We start from the raw sequence: 19,784 nt of genomic DNA, 5'->3' as shown, positions 1-19,784 counted from the left end.
ACCATGAAAACAACAAAGAGTCTGCTGAAAACCGGCGCCCTGGCGCTGTCCTTGCTGGCCACCAGCGTGATGGCTGCGGTGCCCGCCGATCAAGCCGCCAAGCTGGGTACCACGCTGACGCCGCTGGGCGCCGAGAAGGCCGGCAACGCCGATGGTTCCATCCCCGAGTGGACCGGCGGCCTGCCGCAGAATGCTGGCACCGTCGACTCCAAGGGATTCCTGTCGGACCCCTTCGCCAGTGAGCAGCCGCTGTTCACCATCACCGCGCAGAACGTCGACCAGTACAAGGACAAGCTGACCCCCGGCCAGCTGGCGATGTTCAAGCGCTACCCCGACAGCTACAAGATGCCGGTGTACAAGACCCACCGCTCGGCCTCGGTGCCGGCCAAGGTGATCGAAGCCACCCAGTACAACGCCACGCACACCAAGCTGGTGGAGGGCGGCAACGGACTGGAGGACTTCCACACCGCCAACCCCTTCCCGATTCCGCAGAACGGCCTGGAAGCCATCTGGAACCACATCACCCGCTATCGCGGCGGCAGCGTGCGCCGTCTGGTGACCCAGGCGACCCCGCAGCCGAACGGCTCCTACAGCCTGGTGTACTTCCAGGACGAGTTCACCTTCCGCGACCAGTTGAAGGACTACGACGCGAGCAAGCCGAGCAACGTGCTGTTCTACTTCAAGCAGCGGGTAACCGCGCCTTCGCGCCTGGCCGGCAACGTGCTGCTGGTGCACGAGACCCTCAACCAGGTGAAGGAACCGCGCCTGGCCTGGCTCTACAACGCCGGGCAGCGTCGCGTGCGTCGCGCGCCCCAGGTGTCCTACGACGGTCCGGGTACCGCGGCGGACGGCCTGCGTACTTCCGACAACTTCGACATGTACAACGGTGCGCCGGACCGTTACGACTGGAAGCTGGAAGGCAAGAAGGAGATCTACATCCCCTACAACAGCTACAAGCTGGATGATCCGAAACTGAAGTACAGCGATATCATCAAGGCCGGCCACATCAACCAGGACCTGACCCGCTACGAGCTGCACCGCGTATGGCACGTGGTGGCGACCCTGAAGCCGGGCGAGCGCCATATCTACGCCAAGCGTGACTTCTACATCGACGAGGACACCTGGCAGGCCGCCGCCATCGACCACTACGACGGTCGCGGCACCCTGTGGCGCGTGGCCGAGGCCCATGCCCAGTACTACTACAACCACCAGGTGCCCTGGTACACCCTGGAAAGCCTCTACGACCTGCTGTCCGGGCGCTACCTGGCCCTGGGCATGAAGAACGAAGAGAAGCAGTCCTACGACTACGGCTACACCGCTGGCGAAAGCGACTACACCCCGGCGGCCCTGCGCCAGGCGGGCGTTCGCTAAGCCCTACAACACCTTGTATGGAAGCCGGCCTGCGGGCCGGCTTTTTTCTTGCCTGTACTTCCCGCCGGGGCTTCTATTGGTTCACTTGAACGGCTAGGCTCGTCCAGGTTAGCGGCCCTGTACGCACAACACTCCTAGAAGCTGGGTGATGACCGTTCTGACCCGTACGCGATCCATGACTTCAGCCGCCGGACCGACGGCCGATGCACGCTTCTTTCGCCCGCCGCGGCCCGCCGGCCACGTTCCGCGCCCGCGCCTGTGCGAGCGGCTTGCCGCCGGCCTGGATGGCCGCCTGCTGATGCTCAGTGCTCCGGCCGGCTTCGGCAAGAGTTCCCTGGCCATCGAGTTCTGTGAAAGCCTGCCGCCCGGCTGGCAAAGCCTCTGGCTCAGCCTCAGCCGCCGCGACAGCGACCCCGGGCGCTTCCTCGAACGGCTGCTCGATGGCTTGCGCCAGTTCTATCCAGGCCTGGGCGACGAGGCGATGGGCCACCTGAAGATGCGCCAGCGCCACCAGCCCTTCGCCTTCGAACAGTGGCTGGATGGCCTGCTCGATGAAGTCGCGGCACGCCTCGATGCCGATCAGCCGCTGCTGCTGGTGCTGGACGACTACCACCTGGCGCAGAACGCGGTGCTCGATCGCTGCCTGCAGTTCCTCCTCAATCACCTGCCCGATGGCTGGGTGCTGCTGGTGACCAGCCGCCAGCGCCCGGACTGGCACCTGGCGCGGCTGCGCCTTTCTCGACATCTGCTGGAGTTCAGCGAGCAGGACCTGCGCCTGACCGAAGAGGAATGCCTGGCCCTGCTGAGCAGCCAGGGCGCCAAACTCGATGGCGAAGATCTGGAAAGCCTGCTGCAGCGCAGCGAGGGCTGGGTCGCGGGCCTGCGCCTGTGGCTACTGGCCGGCCAGGACGCCGCCAGCCCGGACGTGGGGCAGGGCGCCCATGGCGATGAAAGCCTGATCCGCGAATACCTGCTGGAGGAGGTGATCGAGCGCCAGCCGCCCGATGTCCAGGCCTTCCTCTTCGAGACCGCCCGCTTCGAGCGCTTCTGCGCCGAACTCTGCGACGCCGTGCGCGAAAGCCACGACAGCGCCGCCATCCTCCAGCACCTGCAGGCCCACCAGGTGTTCCTGGTGCCGCTGGACGAACAGGGCCGGTGGTACCGCTACCACCACCTGTTCACCGACCTGCTGCGTACCCGCGCTTCCATCAGGCTGGCGCCTGCCGGCATGCACCTGCGCGCCTGCCGCTGGTTCACCGCACACGGCATGCTCGACGAAGCGGTGGAACAGGCCCTGCGGGCTGGCCAGCCGGATGTGGCGGCCTCGTTGGTGCAGAACCTTTCCGAAGAACAACTGCTGGCCAACCAGAACATCGCCACGCTGCTGCGCTGGAAAATGGACCTGCCCGACAGCCTGCTCTCCAGCACGCCACGGCTCATCGTGCTCTACAGCCTGGCCCTGGGCCTGGCCTGCCAGCTGGACGCGGCGGAGGAACTGGCGGGCAACCTGGCGCGCTTCCTGCCGGCGCCGGATGCCGCGCAGCAGAGCAGCCTGCTGGCGCAGTGGCAGGCGATCAGCGCGTTGATCGCCCGGGGCCGGGGCGATATCGACCGGGCCGAGCAATGCTGCACCGAGGCCCTCACCGCCCTGGCGCCGGAAAACTACGGGCAGCGCCATCTGTGCCTGTCCCTGCTGGGCAATATCGCCGTGGTGCGCGGCGACCTCTGGCGCGCCCGCGGTTTCAATCGCGAGGCCCTGGAAATGGCCCGCCGCGGCGCCAATCCCTTGTTCGAGTCCGTGGTCCATTACGACCGTGCACGGGTGCTGCAGATGCGCGGCGAAGTCCAGCGTTCCCAGGCCGAGGTGCAACTGGGCCTGGAGCGACTGCGAAGCGTGGCGACGCCGCGTGCCTGCGTCGCCCGGGCCCGGCTGATGCTCTACCAGGGTTACCTGCAGAGCCTGCAGATGCGGCCCCAGGCGGCGCGGGTCAGCCTCCAGGCTGGCATCGCCGAAGCCCGCGCCTGCCGGGATATCAGCCTGCTGATCGGCCATTGTGTCCTCGCCGGGCTGGAAGGCCGGGAGGGCCGTTTCGCCGCTGCCTTCGCGCAACTGGCGGAGGCCGAGCGGCTGATGCACATCTGGGATGTGCCGCCCATCTACTACCTGGCGATGATCACCCTGTTCAAGTGCGAGCTGTGGCTGGCCCAAGGGCAGCTGGAGCTGGCCGAAGCCTGGCTGCCGCGCCTGGCGGAAACCTACTCCGGCGAGCAGGCTGCGGCGGCTCCCGAGTTCCACCCGCAATTGGCGCTCTATATCGAGCTGCAACAAGCGGCCCTGGCCCGTGCCCAGGGCCAGACGGCTGAGGCCGATGCGCGCCTGCGGGCGCTGATGGAAAAGGCCGAGGCCCAGGACTCCCTCCATGTCGCGCTGATGGCGCGGCTGCAGCGGGTGGCGGTGTTGCGCAACGGTCGCGAGCGGGAATCGGTCGCCTTGCTGGATGGGGCCCTTGATGGCCTGCCCGGTGGTGCCCTGCTGCCTTTCCGTGAGTTGCTGGAGCAGCATCCCCAGTGGCTGCGTGAACAACTGGCGGCCCGCTCGCCGGACGCGGTACGGGAACTGCTCGAACTGCTGCCGGGCGCCGAGGTCGTGCTGCCGGCCGACGCCGGAATCACGGAGGCCCTCAGTTCGCGGGAGCTGGCGGTGCTGCAACTGATCGCCCAGGGTTGCTCCAACCAGGAAATCAGCGAGCGCCTGTTCATCTCCCTGCACACGGTGAAAAGCCACGCCCGCCACATCAACAGCAAGCTGGGCGTGGAGCGTCGCACCCAGGCGGTGGCCCGGGCCAAGTCACTCGGTCTGTTGCGCTGAGGCCGGTGGCGAGAGGTCCAGTGCCGGAGCGGCCGGTCCGGGGGCGGCGGGCGTGGCCAGTTGGGCGTCCACATCCTGCTGGATGCCGGCCAGCACCGGCAGCAGGTCGGTCATGTTGCCGCGCACTTCGGCATCGGGGTGCTTCTCGGCCAATTCGGCGACCCGTGCCAGCAATTGCCCGCGCACCTCGGCCTGCAGATGCACGAATAGCTCGGGCATCTGCTTGGCCAGTTCGGCGCTGTAGAGCACCAGGTCCTCGCGGTTGAACTGGCGCGTCAGGCCCAGGTAGTCCAGGGCGCTGGAGGTCAGCATGGCCGCTGCGGCCTTGGTTTCCTGCAGCCCCTTGAGGCGCACCGGGTTGCCCTGTTCCTTAGCCGAAAGGGTCATCCAGAACTCCACCGTGAGGCTGAAGAGGATGGCCTGCTGGCGCAGGGAGTAGGTCATCAGGCCCAGTGCCTCGGCGCCATAGGGCTGCTGCGCGGCCTTGAAGTCGAAGTACAGGCGCATCAGCTCCTTGAGCTGGAACAGCACCTCGCGCGCCTCGTTCTGCCGCAGTTCCAACGGCGCATAGATGTTCAGCTGCGGCTTGAAGTTCTCTTCGCTGACCATGCGCGTGTAGATCGGACCGGTGAATTCGCCGCTGCGCCGTGGCAGCGCGTTTGCCTGGGTGCTGTCGATCATGCGCAGAGCCAGGATCAACTGGTGGTAATCGGCGCTGCCCCAGGGGCGCTGAATGTTGGGAATCTTCTGGCCGAGGTAGAAAAGCTCGGCTGCCGGGGCGTGCAGCGCGCACACCAACAGGAGGATGGCCAGCGGCCAAAGCAGGGGGCGGTTCAGTGTCATCGTCCGTGGCATTCCGGCGGGAAGGGCCGGCCAAGATTAGCGAGGCCATGCCGCGTCGTCACCCGCGCCTTGGTTGGGCTGGCGACGCTCACGCTCAACCTAGGTTGGGCGCGGGACGTGTGCCTGCGTGCTCTGATAGCTCCTCGACTACAACAATCACGAGGTGCCCGGAATGTCCGCATCCAGCCTGCCGCTGTCTCCGCCGCTCGCCGCCGGTTTCGCCCGCCTGGGCTTCGGTTCCCTGCCGCTCGATCGCCTGAAGGCGCGCTACGCCAGCGCCGACAGCGGATCGCGCTTCATCGAGCTGGATGGCTTCAATGTCCACTATCGCGACGAGGGCAGCCGTGACAAACCGGTTCTGGTGATGATCCACGGCGTGGTCGCCTCCCTGCACACCTGGGACGGCTGGGTCGAGGCCTTCGCACCTCACTACCGGATCATCCGCTTCGACGTGCCCGGCTTCGGCCTCACCGGCCCCAAGCGCAAGGGCGACTACTCGGCCGAACGCATGGTCGGCATGCTCGGCCTGTTGCTGGATTACCTGGGGATCGCCAAGGCCTCCATCGCGGGTAATTCCCTGGGCGGCTACATCGCCTGGAATTTCGCCCTGGCCCAGCCAGAGCGGGTGGAAAAGCTGGTGCTGATCGACCCGGCCGGCTACCGGATGCGCAAGGTGCCCTGGATGATCGCCTCCGCCGCGCTGCCCGGCGCCACCCTGGCCATGCCGCTGTGGATGCCGCGAGCGTTGATCGCCCAGGGGATCAAGGAAGTCTATGGCGAGCCGGGACGGATCAGGCCCGGCGTGGTGGACCGCTACTACGACCTGAGCCGTCGGCCGGGCAATCGCCGGGCGATGATGGATATCTTCCGCGTCCTGCTGAAGGTCAACCGCGAGGAGCTGGACGGAACCGGTCAGCGCGTGGCGCAGATCAAGGCGCCGACCCTGCTGCTGTGGGGCGAGAGGGACCGCTGGATCTCGCCGAAACACGTGCCGCTCTGGCAGCGCGACCTGCCGGGCATCCAGGTGAAGACCTATCCCGGCGTGGGGCATATCCCGATGGAGGAGATTCCGCAGCAGAGTGCGGCGGATGCGATGCGGTTCTTGTTGGGGTGATTGACTTCAGTTTGGCCGAGCATTGCGCAAGGCCCACCTTCCCTCACCCCAGCCCCGCTCTGCGCCCCGGCCAGAACGCTTCGCGTTCTGGCGCTCACAGGCACAGGAAGCAGTGCTTCCAAAAACGCGCCTGTTCGCCCCAGAGGGAGAGGGAGCAGTACGTGCAGGATCGAGAGAAAGTGCCAGGCGCGAGTCACCCCTCTCCCTTTGGGAGAGGGGCCGGGGGGTGAGGGTAGTGTCCGCCGCTCGGACTTCACCTCAAGCACATTCAAGCCACAAAAAGAAAACGGCCCCGAAGGGCCGCTTTCTCTACTCGAATGACGCTCAAGCCACACTCGCCCGCGCCACATCGAACTCCTCCCGTGCCCGGTACAACAGCTCCAGGTTGTCATGCTGCCAGGGATGGAAACCCTTCCTGAAGAAGTCCAGGTAGGTCCCGATCAGCGGCCGGAAGATGCCGTTGCGGCCCCACATCCAGCTCAGGCCGTCGCGCCAGACGCGCCAGTTCCACAAGAGGCCGTCGCGCTCGAGCATGTGTGCCAGGCCACGGGTGGTGTCGAGGACGAAGAAGAAGGTGCCCATCAGCATCGCCCGGCGCAGCAGCCGGTGGCTGCCGCAGACCTGGTTGTAAACGTCGAAGGCCACCGCCTTGTGCTCCGTCTCTTCCAGCGCGTGCCAGCGCCACAGGCGGGCCATGGTGGGATGGGCGCCGGCCATGTACTCGGGATTCTTCAGCAGGCCGTCGGCCATGATCGCGGTGATGTGCTCCAGGGCCGCGGTGGCAGCCAGCTGGCGGCGCGGGGAGAACTTCTTCTGGGTGAAGCGGATCCGCGCCTGGGCGCGGCGCTCGATGGTACCGATGTCATAGCCCAGTTCGCGCAGGCGGTTGCTGTATTCCAGGTGCTCGCGGCTGTGATGGCCCTCTTGGCCGATGAATCCGCGAATCTGCTCTTTCAGTACCGGGTCTTCGATCTGCTCGCGGAATTGGCGCACCGAATCGATGAAAAACCGTTCGCCGTCAGGGAAGAGCACCGACATCGCGTCGAACAGGTGGCTCTTGAAGGCGTCGCCACCATGCCAGTGGCGGGGCAGGGGGCTGGGCAGGTCGAAATCCATGTGACGCGGACGGATAACCAATCCTTCGGGGGTGGTGCTGGCCATGGGGGCTCCTTGAATCTATCTGGACCATGGTCCCAATATCCGCTTGCCGGGTTTTGTCGGACAAGGTTATCTACAGCCAACCTTCAGGTCATATCCGGCCATAGCCAGAACAAGACGCCAATATGAAGCAACCCCTGACTTTCTCCGCCGAACTGGTTCCCATCGCCTATGCCGAAGCCCTGCTGACCCTGGCCGAAGAGCTGGGCGTGGCGCGTCCGGTATTGCTGGCCAGCGCCAGGATCCGGCCGGAGGTGCTTGGCAACCCCAATGGACGGCTGTCCTTCCTCGACTTCAACCATCTGGCCGGTGCCGCCCTTCGGCAATGCCGCGAGCCGGCCCTGGGCCTGATGCTCGGCCAGCGGCTGAACGTTTCCACCCACGGCATCCTTGGCTATGCGGTGCTCTCCAGCGCCAACCTGGGGCGGGCCCTGCAGTTCGCCATGCAGTATTACCGGGTCCTGGGCCTGGCTTACGAACTGGAGCTGGTGGAGCAGGGCGACTGCCTGCAGTTGCGCGCCACCGAGTCCTTCCCCATGGGGCCCCTCGGGCGTTTCGCCGGCGAAGGGCTGCTGGCCAGCTTCTTCAGCATCGCCCGCTTCCTGGTGGGGGAGGAGCTGCACGGCCAGCAGGTGGGTTTCGCCCATACGGCGCCGGTCTATGCAGCGCGCTATGCGGAGGTGTTCGGCGTGGCTCCGCGGTTCGAGCAGCCCTGCCACTGGCTGAGCCTGCCCAGGAGCTACCTGGCTCGGCCCATGGCGCTGGCCAATCCGGCCACGGTGCAGATGTGCGAACAGCAGTGCGAGGCCCTGCTGGCCAGCCTGGATGTCCAGGACGCCCTGCTGACCCGCGTGCGTCGACTCCTGCTGGCGCGTCCCGGCGACTTCCCCGACCTCGACGGTGCCGCCCGCGCCCTGCACACCAGCGGCCGCAGCCTGCGCCGGCACCTGGCGGTCATGGGCACCAGTTATCAACAGGTACTGGACGAAGTACGCAAGGGCCTCGCCCTGCAATACCTCGGCACCACCCAGTTGCCGCTGTTCGAGATCGCCAGCCTGCTGGGCTTCAGCGACCCGTCCAACTTTCGCCGTGCCTTCCGCAAATGGACGGGCAGGCTGCCGAGCGATTATCGTGCCGGGCCGTGAAGCCCATTCGCCGAGCGCCGCAGAGCGCGCCGCCGTACCGGAGATGCCCGATGACCCAGCCCACCGCCCTGATCCGCGAAACCTTCCCCGTCGGTCCCTTGCAGTGCAACTGCACCCTGATCGGCGACCCGGTCAGCAAGAAGGCCATCGTCGTCGATCCGGGCGGCAACCATGAACAGATCCTGGCGCGCCTGGAGGCCCATGGCCTGAAGCTGGTGAGCATCATCCACACCCATGCCCACCTGGATCACTTCCTGGCTTCCGGCGAGTTGAAGAAGGCCACTGGCGCGACCCTGCACCTGCACAAGGAAGACCAGTTCCTCTGGGACAACCTGGAAATGCAGTGCCGCATGTTCGGCGTGCCCTACAAGCCGGTGCCATCGCCCGACCAGTGGTTGGCCGACGACGAGGAACTGGCCTGCGGCTGCGGCGTGGCCCTGCATACACCGGGGCACACCCCAGGCTCCATGAGCTTCTGGTTCCCCCAGGCCAAGCTGCTGATCGCCGGTGATACCCTGTTCCGCCGCGGCATCGGCCGCACCGACCTCTGGGGCGGCGACTACGCCACCATCGAGCGCTCCATCAAGCAGCGCCTGTACAGCCTGGACGAGGAGGCGACCGTGGTCACCGGCCACGGCCCGGACACCCGTCTGGGCGACGAGATGCGGGAAAATCCCTTCGTGCGGGCCTGAGCCACGGAATTTCTGTCGAGATTGATGTCTAATTGCCCGCAGCCACACCGGCTAAACGATTTCTCAGGAGTAATGAGTCCATGTTCACCCCGCGTCGCCTGATCATCGCCGCCACCGCTTTCGCCATGCTGTCGGGCTGTGCCGCGCCAGGCACCTACGATAACCAGGGCCAGGCCCCGAGCCAGGGCGGCATGAGCAAGACCGCCAAGTACGGCGCCCTGGGTGCCCTCGCCGGCGCCGTGGCAGGTGCCGCGATCAACCACGACAACCGTGGCAAGGGTGCTCTGATCGGTGCCGCCGTGGCTGGCGCGGCCAGCGCGGGCTACGGCTACTACGTCGACAAGCAGGAAGCGGAACTGCGCCGCAGCATGGAAGGCACCGGTGTGCAGGTGGAGCGTCAGGGCGACAATCTCAACCTGATCATGCCCGGCAACATCACCTTCGCCACCAATTCCGCGAACATCGCCAGCAACTTCTACAGCCCGCTGAACAACCTGGCGACTTCATTCAAGCAGTACGACCAGAACAACATCGAGGTGGTCGGCCACACCGACAGCACCGGTGGCCACCAGTACAACGTGAACCTGTCGCAGCAGCGCGCCCAGAGCGTGGCCAACTACCTGATGGCCCAGGGCGTCAATGGTGCCCGCGTGACCTCCCGCGGCATGGGCCCGGACCAGCCGGTCGCCAGCAACGCCAACGAGACCGGCCGTTCGCAGAACCGCCGTGTGGAGATCAAGTTGACTCCCATCCCCGGCGCCCAGGTTTCGCAGCAGTAAGATTCCCTGCATCCCCGTACAAGGCCCGCGTTCGCGGGCCTTGTCGTTTTTGCCGCGCGTCGTTCGTCTGCTGGCGCAACGCCAGTTTCAACATTCCTGTCTAGACTGCGATGCAGGGTTCCGTTGAGCCCCGTCGCAATCGTCGACCAGTGCCCCCTAGAGGCGCGGCGACGGCCACGGACTGGACAGGAGATGGCATGGACGATCGACAGCTGCCCCTTTCTCGCAAGTACCTGCTGCCCTTGCTGGTGACGCTGGCCCTGATGCTGGTGCTCGGCGGCCTGGTGCTGTGGCAATGGCTGGCCCTCGAAGCGCGCAACCGGACCGAGTACGAACAGCGGTTCAAGATCGAGGCCGAGGAAATCGCCCAGCGCGTCAGTACGCGCATGCGCGCCTACGAGATGGTGTTGCGCGGCATGTCCGGCCTGGTGGTCGGTAGTACCGCCGTATCGGCCGAGGAGTGGGCGCGGGCCTCCGACCAGTTGCAGCTGCAGGACCGCTATCCGGGCATCCAGGCGCTGGCCTGGGCACGCTATCTGAAGCACGACGAGCTCAATGAATTCGTCGGCGAAATCTGGGAACAGGGCCGCCGCGACTTCCGCGTCGTCCCCCAGGGCCCGCGGGACGAGTACATCGTGGTGCAGTACAGCAGCCCCATGGACTGGCGCAACCGCCGCACCCTGGGCTTCGACATGCTCACCGAGGACGTGCGCAGGCAGGCCCTGGATGTGGCGCGGGATACCGGCGAAGCCAGCCTCACCGGGCCGATCAAGCTCAGGCAGGAAACCGACCAGGAAGTGCAGAGCGGACTGCTGCTCTATATGCCGGTGTATCGCCCGGAGGCGCCCATCACCACAGCCGAGGAGCGCCGCGCGGCGCTGCTCGGCATGGTCTGTGGCGCGTTCCGCGTGCACGACCTGATGGAGGGCATCCTGGGCACCCAGGCCAAGCTCTACAGCATCGACCTCAAGGATCTCGGCAGCCCCGAGGCACCCCTGCTGGCGCAGATCGAGCAGGCTGTCCCGCCACGTTTCCACCAGGTCCAGGAGATCCATCTGTTCGGTCGCACCTGGGCGCTGGGGGTGGGCAGTACCGCCGAGTACGAAGCGATGCAGGGCAACAACCGCATCACCTTCAGCCTCTGGACCGGCATGGCCGCGGCGCTGCTGCTGTCCCTGCTGGTGGGGGGGTATCTCTACCAGCGCGAGCGGCAGCTGCAGCTCAGTCAGGTTGCCACCGCCGAACTCGCCGAGCGGGAAGAGCGCTTCCGCCTGCTGCTGCAGCACCTGCCGGTCGCGACCCTGATCTGCGATGCCGAGGGCCGGATCGAGATGGCCAACGCCAGTGCGGGCGATCTGCTGGCCTGCGATGCCGGGCACCTGCCGGGGCAGCGTGTGCAGCGCTTCCTGCCCAATGCCCCGGCGTTGCAGAGCGGGAACATCGACCAGTCCCCGACCCAACTGATCGAGGTGGAGGCATTGCCGGAAGGGGGCGAGCGAATTCCCGTGGCGCTCACCTTGAGCAGCCTGAATCATGGCGTTGGCCAGCGCTTTCTGATCAACCTCGTCGACCTGCAGGCGCGCAAGAGCGCCGAGGAGCGTTTCCGCCTGGTGGTGGAAGCGTCGCCCAATGCCATCGTCCTGGTGGATACCCGCGGCCGGATCGCCATGGTCAATCGCCAGACCGAGCAACTGTTCGGCTACACCCGCCAGCAGTTGCTCGATGCCCCGGTGGAAATGCTCCTGCCCGAGGCCCTGCGCGACGCCCATGCGGACCTGCGCGAGGGCTTCCAGCGCAAGCCCGAGCAGCGGCGCATGGGGAGCAACCGCGAGCTGTTCGGGCAGCATCGGGATGGTCAGATGATCCCGCTGGAGGTGGGCCTGTCGCCCATCCGCGCCGGCCGCGAAACCCTGGTGCAGGCGGTGATCATCGACATCAGCGAACGCAAGGCGGCGGAGCAGCGTCTGCGCGACCAGGCCGAGCAGCTGATGCTGGCCAACCGCTACAAGTCCGAATTCCTTGCCAACATGTCCCATGAACTGCGCACGCCGCTGAACAGCATCCTGATCCTCAGCGACCAGCTGCGGCAGAACATGGTCGGCAACCTCACCGAGAAACAGACGCGCCACGCGGACATCATTCATCGCGCCGGCGGCGACCTGCTGCAGCTGATCAACGACGTGCTCGACCTGGCCAAGGTCGAGGCCGGGCGCATGCAGCTGAAACTGGAACCGCTGAACATCCAGGACATGCTCGCCGAACTGGATGGCAGCCTGCGGCCGATGGCGGAAATCAAGGGATTGCGCCTGTCCTCCCATGTCCAGGCCGGCGTGCCGCGGGTTATCCACAGCGACCGGGTGCGTCTGCACCAGATCCTGCGCAACCTGCTGTCCAACGCGCTCAAGTTCACCGAACAGGGTGATGTGGAACTCTCCGTGGAGCTCGACACGGCTGCTGCAATGGATGAACGCGAGGTGCTGCGCTTCGTCGTCCGGGACACCGGCATCGGCATCCCCGAAGACCAGCATGAGCGCATCTTCCAGGCTTTCCAGCAGATCGACGGCTCCACCAGCCGGCGCTTCGGCGGCACCGGCCTGGGGCTGGCCATCACCCGCCAGCTGGTACTGGCGCTGGACGGCGAGATCAGCCTGGAAAGCGTGCCGGGACGGGGCTCGCGTTTCATCGTGCGCCTGCCGGTGGCGGTGGCCGCCAACCAGCCGAAGGACGAGGACGTGCCCGCGCAGCCGGTGCGCATTGGCCAGGGGCCGGCGGTGCTGATCGTCGAAGACGACGTCAACTTCGCCTCGGTGATCGCCGAAGAAGCCCAGGCCCATGGTTTCTCCAGCGTCCATTGCCGCAGCGGCAGGCAGGCCATCGGCCTGCTGCAGGAAGAACGCTTCGCCGCGGTCATCCTCGACATCCTGTTGCCCGACATCAGTGGCTGGCAGATCTACCGGCGCTTGCGCGGCCAGGCCAATCACCGCACCACCCCGGTGAACATCATCTCCTGCGTGCCGCAGCCCCAGGACTGGAACGAGGACGCTACCCGCTACCTGGTCAAGCCCATCGCCCGCGAGGACCTGGAGAAGGTCTTCAATGACCTCGAGGGCGGCCAGCCGCCGGATGAGCGCAAGCTGTTGCTGGTGGAGGATGTGGACGTGGAGCGCGAGCACTACCGCGAGCACCTGGAGCAACTGGGCTTCAACGTGGTGGCCAGCGCCAGCGGCGAGGGCGCTCGCAGGGCCTATGCCGAGAGCGATTTCTCCGCGCTGGTGATCGACCTGGACCTGCCCGACCAGGACGGCTTCGAGCTGCTCGACAGCCTCGACCGGGAACGATCCCTGGATGGCTCGCGGGTGGTCATCAACACCGGGGTCGATGTCAACCAGCAGAACCTGCAGCGCCTGCGCCGTTACTCGGCGGTGGTGGTGCGCAAGGCGGGGGAGGACCTCGACAACCTCAGTTCGGCGGTCCAGGGCTTCCTCGCCGGCCTGCGCCAGCCGCAGCCGGGCGCGGTGGTGGACCCCCTGGAAGGCAGCCGCGTGCTGCTGGTGGATGACGATGTGCGGAACATCTACGCGCTCAGTGCGCTGCTCGATGAAACCGGCATGAAGGTCACGGCCGCCCGAGATGGCCTGGAAGCCATCGACTGCTTCCAGCGCGAACCCTTCGACCTGATCCTGATGGACATGGCCATGCCCAATATGGACGGCTACACCGCGACCCGCGTGCTCAAGCAGGAGCATGGCTGCGGCATCCCGATCATCGCCCTGACTGCCCATGCGATGAAGGGTGACCGGGAAAAATGCATCACCGCCGGCGCCGACGACTACCTGGCCAAGCCGGTGACTCGCCAGGAGCTCCTGGACATGCTCTACCGCTGGCTGGAACAACCGGGAGGTTGCCATGGCGCACCCGCAGCCTAAACAAGCCCCTGCCGCCAATGTCCTGCTGGTGGTGGACGACCGCCAGGAAAACCTCGCCGCCATGGAGGCGCTGCTGGACGATGGCGAATGGCAGGTCCGCACCGTCGATTCCGGTGAGGCGGCGCTGCAATGCCTGCTGGAGGAGGAAGTCGGCCTGGTCCTGTTGGACGTGCAGATGCCACGCATGGACGGCTTCGAGGTGGCGCGGCTGATGCGCAGCAGCCCGCTGACCCGCTACACGCCGATCATCTTCATCTCCGCCATCGCCCACACCCAGGATGCGGTGTTGCGCGGTTACGCCTCCGGCGCGGTGGATTTCATCCTCAAACCCTTCGACCCCCAGGTGCTGCGCCACAAGATCCAGTCCCTGCTGGCCCACGAGCGCAACCGCCGCGATCTCCTGCATCTCAGCCAGCAGCTGGACAGTGCCCGCGCCTTCAATGCCTCGGTGCTGGAAAACGCCGCCGAGGGCATCCTGGTGGTGGGCGAGGACGGCCTCATCAGCTTCGCCAACCCCGCCATGGCGCACATGCTCCAGGGCACGGTGGGCGACCTGGTAGGCCGGCCCCTGTTGAGCCTGATCGCCTATCCGGAGGTGGGCGGCGAATGGAAGCTGTCGGACTTCTACCGCCACTGGAAGCAGAACGAGACCTATCGCCTCCACGACGCCTGTCTGAAGACGCTGGGCGGTGAACGCCTGCCGGTGGCGCTGTCGTCTTCGCCCCTGCCGCGCTTGCAGCGCTCCATGGTGGTCATCGCCCTGGACATGTCCGTGGTGCGCCAGCTGCACGCGCAACTGGAATCCCAGGCCATCACCGATGCCCTGACCGGATTGCTCAATCGCCGCGGCTTCCACCAGGCGCTGGAAGCTTCGCTGGCGCGCATCGAGCGCAATGGCAAGCGCATGGCGGTGCTCTACCTGGACCTGGATGGCTTCAAGCTGATCAACGACTCCCTCGGCCACGAGGCCGGTGACCGTGTGTTGCGCCGGGTGGCGGAGCAGTTGAAGAACTGCCTGCGACCCTACGACATCCTTGCGCGTATGGGCGGCGATGAGTTCACCGCGCTGCTCGACACCCTGGACCACCCCGAAGATGCCGCGCGAGTGGCGGAGAAACTGATCGAACTGGTCTCGGTGCGCCATCGCATCGAAGGTATCGACATCACCCTCGGCGCCAGTGTCGGCATCGCCTGCTTCCCCGAGTGCGGGCAGAGCGTGGACGGCCTGCTGCGGGCGGCGGACATCGCCATGTACGAGGCCAAGCGCGCCGGGCGCCAGCAGTACCGCTTCTATTCGCCGGAAATGAATGGTCGCGCCCGCTCCCGGCTGATGCTGGAGGAAAGCCTGCGCAATGCCATCGAGCAGAAGGACTTCCATCTGGTCTACCAGCCGCAGATCCATCTGGAAACCGGCCGCCTGCGCGGTTTCGAGGCCTTGTTGCGCTGGGAACACCGGGTCGCCGGTACCGTGGCGCCCAATGTCTTCATCCCGTTGCTGGAGGAAACCCGCCTGATCAACCGCCTGGGCGACTGGGTGCTGCGCGAAGGGGCCAGCCAGTGCAGCGCCTGGGGGGCTTCCTTCGGTCAGGACCTGGTCATCAGCCTCAATGTCAGTCCGGTGCAATTCGGCATGCCGCAACTGGTGGACGATCTGCGGCGGGTGCTGGGTGAGTTCAACCTGCGACCCGAGCAACTGGAGGTGGAGGTCACGGAGAGTGCGCTGATGCAGGACCTGGAGCTGACGCGCGACCAGCTCCGGCAGCTACGTGCCCTGGGTGTGCGCATCGCCATCGACGATTTCGGCACCGGCTATTCATCCCTGGCGTATCTGCGTCATTTCGAGTTGGACACCCTGAAGATCGACCGCCTGTTCATCTCCAACATGCTGGAATCCCGACGCGACGCCGCGGTGGTCAGCACCATCATCGACCTCAGCCGCCACCTGGGCCTGGAGGTGATAGCCGAAGGCGTGGAAACCATCGCCCAGCGTGACTGGCTGCTGGAACACGGCTGCACCTTCATGCAGGGCTTTCTGGTGGCGCCGGGACTGCCGGTGGCCAAGGCGGAAGCCTTTCCGCGGCTGGTGGACTGGCGTGCACTACGCGAGGGTGCTGCTGGCAGCCTCTTGCCCACGCCGTCTTCCTGATCGGCGAAGGCCATCACGCACAGCGGAAATAGCGGGCCTACACTTCACCTGTCGGGGCATCCGGGACCACGTCCCCGGCATATCGCGATAAGGAGGCTCCATGTATTGCTTTGTTGTGGCGTACCCCAATGCGCCGGGCGCCAAGTTCGACTTCACCTACTACTGCGAGGAACACATCCCGCTCCTGGCCCGCCTGATCGGCGAAAACCTGGTGAAGGTCGAAGTCCGCAAGGGCCTGGCCTCGGTGGATGGCGCCGTGGCGCCGTTCATCTGCATGGCCAACATCTGGGTACTGTCTGTGGAGGAGTTGCGCAGCACGCTGGAATTGAACGGCGACGAGATCAGCGCCGATATCCCCAACTACACCAACCTGGCGCCCCTGCTCCAGGTAGATGAGGTGCTACAGACTTCATAGAGCAAGAGAAAGCCCGCCAATCGGCGGGCTTCTCGTTTCAGCCTGCAGGGTGGGTCCAAGCCCACCATCGGGTCCGCGTTCAGGCCGCCGGGAACTGCTGGTGCAGGCGCGCCAGTTGGGCGTCCTTGGCTTCCCACAGGCGGTTCACCCATTGCTGGAAGGCCAGGCGGTAGTGCTCGTCCTGGTCGTAGTTCCGGCCGATGAACTCGCGGGGGATTTCCAGCTTCTCGATGCGTACCACCACCTGGCGCAGCTGGCCGGCCAGCAGGGCCCAGAAGCTCGGATTGCCATCCGGGTAGTGGATGGTGACGTTGATCAGCGAGTGCAGTTGCTCACCCATGGCGTCCAGCACGAAGGCGATGCCGCCGGCCTTGGGTTTGAGCAGGTACCGGAAGGGCGAGCCCTGTGCGTCGTGCTTGGCGCGGGTGAAGCGCGTGCCCTCGAGGAAATTGAAGATGCCCACCGGATTGTCGCGGAACTTGGCGCAGGTGCGGCGAGTGGTTTCCAGATCCTTGCCCTTCTTCTCCGGATATTTGGCCAGGTAGGCCTTGGAGTAGCGCTTCATGAAGGGGAAATCCAGCGCCCACCAGCACAGGCCGATCACCGGAACCCAGATCAGCTCCTGCTTGAGGAAGAAGCGCAACAGGCGAGTGCGGCGATTGAGCAGGTGCTGCAGGACCAGGATGTCCACCCAGCTCTGGTGATTGCTGGTGACCAGGTAGCTGCACTGGTAATCGAGGCCTTCCAGGCCTTTGACGTCCCAGCGGGTGTCACCCACCAGGCTCATCCACGCCTTGTTGCAGCTGATCCAGCCTTCGGCGATGGAGCTGGCTGCCCAGTTCAGCAAGCCCCTGGCCGCGCGCAAGGGCAGCAGCAACTTCAGCAGCGTGACGGCGAACAGCGGGATGCACCAGAACAGCGTGTTGAGGGCCAGCAGCAGCGCCGCCAGTGCGCCACGCAGGGAGGAAGGGATAAAGCTGAGCATGGCAGGGATGAAGCCTCACCGTGGGGTGGTCGTGGCCACCTCGTTATGGACCGGACCCGCGGCAATCCCTGACGGCGGGCAGAATGGTGGCCAAGGTTAACGGTTGTTCACTGGACTGCAAGCGCGAAGGGTGACCAGGTGGTCGAGGCGAGGGCGAAGAGCGTAGGGCTGCACGTATTCCTGTAGGGGCGAATTCATTCGCCAAGCAGGCCGAAGGTCTGCCCTTGGAATTCACAGGGGCTGCTGCGCAGCCCTTGGCGAATGAATTCGCCCCCACAGAAGAGCAAGGTCAGCCCTCGTTGCCGCACGCCGCCTGGATCGCCGTGAGGGCGATGGTGTGGATGATGTCGTCCACCAGCACGTTGCGGGGCAGGTCGTTCACCGGCTTGCGCAGGCCCTGGAGCATCAGCCCGCCACTGACCACATGGTCGCCCTGCTGCGTTTGCTTGTAGGCCGCATCGCCGCTGGCCAGGTCGGGGAACACGAAGACCGTGGAGCGGCCGTCCTGGGCCGCGCTGGCGTAGGGCAGGGGACCGTCGATGGGCAGGTCGGGGCGGGCGGCGCGGGCCAGCTCCAGCGCTTCACGGACCTTGCCCAGTTCCGCGGCGTCGCCCGAATCGCTGATCAGCGCCACCCGCGGGACTATGCCCAGGGCTGCGGCGGAGTCGGCGCTCTGCAGGGCGATTTCCGCCAGGTCCCTGGCGTCGGGCTCGGGGTTCACCGCGCAGTCGCCATAGACCACCACCTGGTCCGGCATCAGCATCAGGTAGACGGACGAGGCGATGCGGTAACCGGGGGCCGACTTGATCAGCTGCAGGGCCGGGCGAATAGTGTTGGCGGTGGGGTGGATGGCGCCGGACACCAGGCCGTCCACCTCGTCCAGGGCCAGCATCATGGTGCCGAGCAGGACGTTGTCTTCCAGCTGCGCGGTGGCCATGGGGGCGTTCAGGCTCTTGTTCTGGCGCAGCTCCACCATGGGCTGCACGTAGCGCTCGCGGACCCGATCCGGATCGAGGATTTCCAACCCCGCGGGCAACTCGATGCCGTGGGCGCGCGCCACGGCGTGTACATCTTCAGGCTTGGCCAGCAGCACGCAATGGGCGATGCCGCGCGCCTGGCAGGCGGCGGCGGCCTGCACCGTGCGCGGTTCGCTGCCTTCGGGCAGGACGATGCGCTTGCCGGCCAGCTGGGCCTGCTGCAGCAGCCGATGACGGAAGGCCGGCGGTGACAGGCGCTGGCCGCTCGGGGCGCCGCAACGGGCGCGCAACCAGTCGAGTTCGAGGTTGCGGGCGACGAACTCGGTGACCTTCTCCGCGCGCTCGCGGTCGTCCACCGGGATTTCCTTGTTCATCCGGTTCAGGTTGGTGGCGGTGTCGTAGGTGCCGGTGGCCACGCTCAGTACCGGCAGGCCGCCTTGCAGGGCGCCCCGGCAGAGTTCCAGGGTGCGTGGGTCGGGCGGGATATCGCTGGAGAGCAGCAGGCCGGCGAGCGGCACGCCGTTCATGGAGGCCAGGCTGGCGGCGAGGATGATGTCGTCGCGGTCACCCGGGGTCACCACCAGCACGCCGGGCTTCAGCTGCTGCACGGTGTTGGGCACGGTACGCGCGCAGACCACGATCTTCTGCACCCGGCGCTGGTCGTAGTCGCCAGCGTGGATCACCTGGGCTTGCAGCAGGTCGGCGACGTCGCGGGTGCGCGGCGCGTTCAGCTCGTCCAGCCAGGGCACGCTGCCGAGGACGCGGAAGTCGTCGCCGCGCAGCAGCGGCGACTGTTCCTTGAGGCGGCGCACGAAGTCCTGGTCGCGCACCTTGTTGAGGATCACCCCCAGCACCTTGGGGTCGCGCGGGCCGCCGAACTGCTGGGCCTGGATCTCCAGGCGGTCCGACAGCTCGGAGAGACTCTCGTCTTCCGGCGCCGAGACCAGGAGCACGTCGGCGTCCAGGCTCTTGGCCAGGTGAAAGTTGATGCGTGCGGCGTAGCTGGCGTGGCGGGTCGGCACCATGCCCTCGACTATCACCACGTCCTTGCCCTGGGCGGCGTGCTGGAAGAGGCCGGTGATCTCGTCCAGCAGCTCGTCCAGCTGGCCGTCGGCGAGCATCCGTTCCACCTGGGACTGCGCCAGTGGCGTGGGCGGTTTCAGGCCGTGGGTGCGGGCCACCAGTTCGGTGGAGCGTTCCGGGCCGAGGTCACCCGGATGGGGCTGGGCCACGGGCTTGAAGAAACCGACCTGCAGGCCGGCCAGTTCCAGGGCGCGCACCAGGCCGAGGCTGGTGGAGGTGAGGCCGACGCCGAAGCCGGTCGGGGCGATGAAAAAACAGTGCATGGGGCTCCTTGGCAAAGG

At 66.2% G+C, this 19,784-nt stretch carries 13 protein-coding genes; 9 read left to right on the top strand and 4 right to left on the bottom strand.

Annotation, left to right across the window (positions count from 1 at the left end):
• Positions 1 to 3: 3 nt before the first annotated feature.
• Together ACFW0H_RS03855 and ACFW0H_RS03850 are read left to right on the top strand one after the other, a co-directional pair.
• Positions 4 to 1,371 (top strand): DUF1329 domain-containing protein, encoded by a 1,368-nt coding sequence (locus tag ACFW0H_RS03855; RefSeq protein ID WP_422912575.1) that lies wholly within the window; start codon positions 4 to 6, stop codon positions 1,369 to 1,371.
• Between the two features lie 148 nt (positions 1,372 to 1,519).
• Positions 1,520 to 4,240 (top strand): LuxR C-terminal-related transcriptional regulator, encoded by a 2,721-nt coding sequence (locus tag ACFW0H_RS03850; RefSeq protein ID WP_422912574.1) that lies wholly within the window; start codon positions 1,520 to 1,522, stop codon positions 4,238 to 4,240.
• On the opposite strand, the gene ACFW0H_RS03845 is transcribed toward ACFW0H_RS03850, so the two are convergent.
• Positions 4,220 to 5,083, bottom strand: a complete 864-nt coding sequence (locus ACFW0H_RS03845; RefSeq protein ID WP_422912573.1) for a hypothetical protein — start codon at positions 5,081 to 5,083, stop codon at positions 4,220 to 4,222. The two genes, ACFW0H_RS03850 and ACFW0H_RS03845, sit on opposite strands and share 21 nt — an antisense overlap.
• 172 nt (positions 5,084 to 5,255) lie before the next feature.
• On the opposite strand from ACFW0H_RS03845, the gene ACFW0H_RS03840 reads away from it, so the two are divergent.
• Positions 5,256 to 6,197 carry an alpha/beta fold hydrolase gene (locus ACFW0H_RS03840; protein WP_422912572.1) on the top strand — a complete coding sequence of 314 codons (942 nt, stop codon included), beginning with the start codon at positions 5,256 to 5,258 and terminating at the stop codon, positions 6,195 to 6,197.
• A gap of 324 nt (positions 6,198 to 6,521) precedes the next feature.
• Here the strand turns inward: ACFW0H_RS03840 and ACFW0H_RS03835 are convergent, their stop codons facing one another.
• Positions 6,522 to 7,358 carry a metal-dependent hydrolase gene (locus ACFW0H_RS03835; RefSeq protein WP_422912571.1) on the bottom strand — a complete coding sequence of 279 codons (837 nt, stop codon included), beginning with the start codon at positions 7,356 to 7,358 and terminating at the stop codon, positions 6,522 to 6,524.
• A 122-nt stretch (positions 7,359 to 7,480) separates the two neighbouring features.
• Here ACFW0H_RS03835 and ACFW0H_RS03830 point away from each other — a divergent pair, with 122 nt between their 5' ends.
• The 6 genes from ACFW0H_RS03830 (at position 7,481) to ACFW0H_RS03805 (ending at position 16,458) form a co-directional block, all read left to right on the top strand.
• A complete protein-coding gene (locus ACFW0H_RS03830) occupies positions 7,481 to 8,500 on the top strand; it encodes an AraC family transcriptional regulator (protein WP_422912570.1) in 1,020 nt (339 codons plus the stop codon).
• A 50-nt stretch (positions 8,501 to 8,550) separates the two neighbouring features.
• Complete coding sequence (locus tag ACFW0H_RS03825; RefSeq protein ID WP_422912569.1) at positions 8,551 to 9,192, top strand: MBL fold metallo-hydrolase; 642 nt, start codon at positions 8,551 to 8,553, stop codon at positions 9,190 to 9,192.
• A gap of 80 nt (positions 9,193 to 9,272) precedes the next feature.
• Positions 9,273 to 9,971, top strand: a complete 699-nt coding sequence (locus ACFW0H_RS03820; protein ID WP_422912568.1) for an OmpA family protein — start codon at positions 9,273 to 9,275, stop codon at positions 9,969 to 9,971.
• A gap of 197 nt (positions 9,972 to 10,168) precedes the next feature.
• A complete protein-coding gene (locus ACFW0H_RS03815; RefSeq protein WP_422912567.1) occupies positions 10,169 to 13,897 on the top strand; it encodes a response regulator in 3,729 nt (1,242 codons plus the stop codon).
• A complete protein-coding gene (locus ACFW0H_RS03810) occupies positions 13,878 to 16,043 on the top strand; it encodes a putative bifunctional diguanylate cyclase/phosphodiesterase (protein ID WP_422912566.1) in 2,166 nt (721 codons plus the stop codon). The genes ACFW0H_RS03815 and ACFW0H_RS03810 overlap by 20 nt, the downstream gene beginning before the upstream one ends.
• Before the next feature lie 100 nt (positions 16,044 to 16,143).
• The gene (locus ACFW0H_RS03805; protein WP_422912565.1) at positions 16,144 to 16,458 is read left to right on the top strand and encodes an EthD family reductase; all 315 of its coding nucleotides are present in this window, start codon (positions 16,144 to 16,146) and stop codon (positions 16,456 to 16,458) included.
• Positions 16,459 to 16,537: 79 nt separating this feature from the next.
• Here ACFW0H_RS03805 and ACFW0H_RS03800 read toward each other — a convergent pair whose 3' ends face one another.
• Together ACFW0H_RS03800 and pta are read right to left on the bottom strand one after the other, a co-directional pair.
• Positions 16,538 to 17,443: an acyltransferase gene (locus tag ACFW0H_RS03800; protein WP_422912564.1), complete on the bottom strand. Its 906-nt coding sequence runs from the start codon at positions 17,441 to 17,443 to the stop codon at positions 16,538 to 16,540.
• A 289-nt stretch (positions 17,444 to 17,732) separates the two neighbouring features.
• A complete protein-coding gene (gene pta / locus ACFW0H_RS03795; RefSeq protein ID WP_422912563.1) occupies positions 17,733 to 19,766 on the bottom strand; it encodes a phosphate acetyltransferase in 2,034 nt (677 codons plus the stop codon).
• Positions 19,767 to 19,784: the final 18 nt, after the last annotated feature.

This window comes from Metapseudomonas cellulosilytica (assembly GCF_049334135.1).
Lineage (GTDB): Bacteria > Pseudomonadota > Gammaproteobacteria > Pseudomonadales > Pseudomonadaceae > Metapseudomonas.
The sequence above is the reverse complement of the archived record's forward strand: the minus strand, read 5'-3'. Positions and strand labels throughout refer to the sequence as shown.

Bases quoted from the DNA above. Each gene is read 5' to 3' on its own strand.
- ACFW0H_RS03855 (WP_422912575.1), top strand. From the start codon at position 4: ATGAAAACAACAAAGAGTCTGCTGAAAACCGGCGCCCTGGCGCTGTCC.
- ACFW0H_RS03850 (WP_422912574.1), top strand. From the start codon at position 1,520: ATGACCGTTCTGACCCGTACGCGATCCATGACTTCAGCCGCCGGACCG.
- ACFW0H_RS03845 (WP_422912573.1), bottom strand. From the start codon at position 5,083: ATGACACTGAACCGCCCCCTGCTTTGGCCGCTGGCCATCCTCCTGTTG.
- ACFW0H_RS03840 (WP_422912572.1), top strand. From the start codon at position 5,256: ATGTCCGCATCCAGCCTGCCGCTGTCTCCGCCGCTCGCCGCCGGTTTC.
- ACFW0H_RS03835 (WP_422912571.1), bottom strand. From the start codon at position 7,358: ATGGCCAGCACCACCCCCGAAGGATTGGTTATCCGTCCGCGTCACATG.
- ACFW0H_RS03830 (WP_422912570.1), top strand. From the start codon at position 7,481: ATGAAGCAACCCCTGACTTTCTCCGCCGAACTGGTTCCCATCGCCTAT.
- ACFW0H_RS03825 (WP_422912569.1), top strand. From the start codon at position 8,551: ATGACCCAGCCCACCGCCCTGATCCGCGAAACCTTCCCCGTCGGTCCC.
- ACFW0H_RS03820 (WP_422912568.1), top strand. From the start codon at position 9,273: ATGTTCACCCCGCGTCGCCTGATCATCGCCGCCACCGCTTTCGCCATG.
- ACFW0H_RS03815 (WP_422912567.1), top strand. From the start codon at position 10,169: ATGGACGATCGACAGCTGCCCCTTTCTCGCAAGTACCTGCTGCCCTTG.
- ACFW0H_RS03810 (WP_422912566.1), top strand. From the start codon at position 13,878: ATGGCGCACCCGCAGCCTAAACAAGCCCCTGCCGCCAATGTCCTGCTG.
- ACFW0H_RS03805 (WP_422912565.1), top strand. From the start codon at position 16,144: ATGTATTGCTTTGTTGTGGCGTACCCCAATGCGCCGGGCGCCAAGTTC.
- ACFW0H_RS03800 (WP_422912564.1), bottom strand. From the start codon at position 17,443: ATGCTCAGCTTTATCCCTTCCTCCCTGCGTGGCGCACTGGCGGCGCTG.
- pta (WP_422912563.1), bottom strand. From the start codon at position 19,766: ATGCACTGTTTTTTCATCGCCCCGACCGGCTTCGGCGTCGGCCTCACC.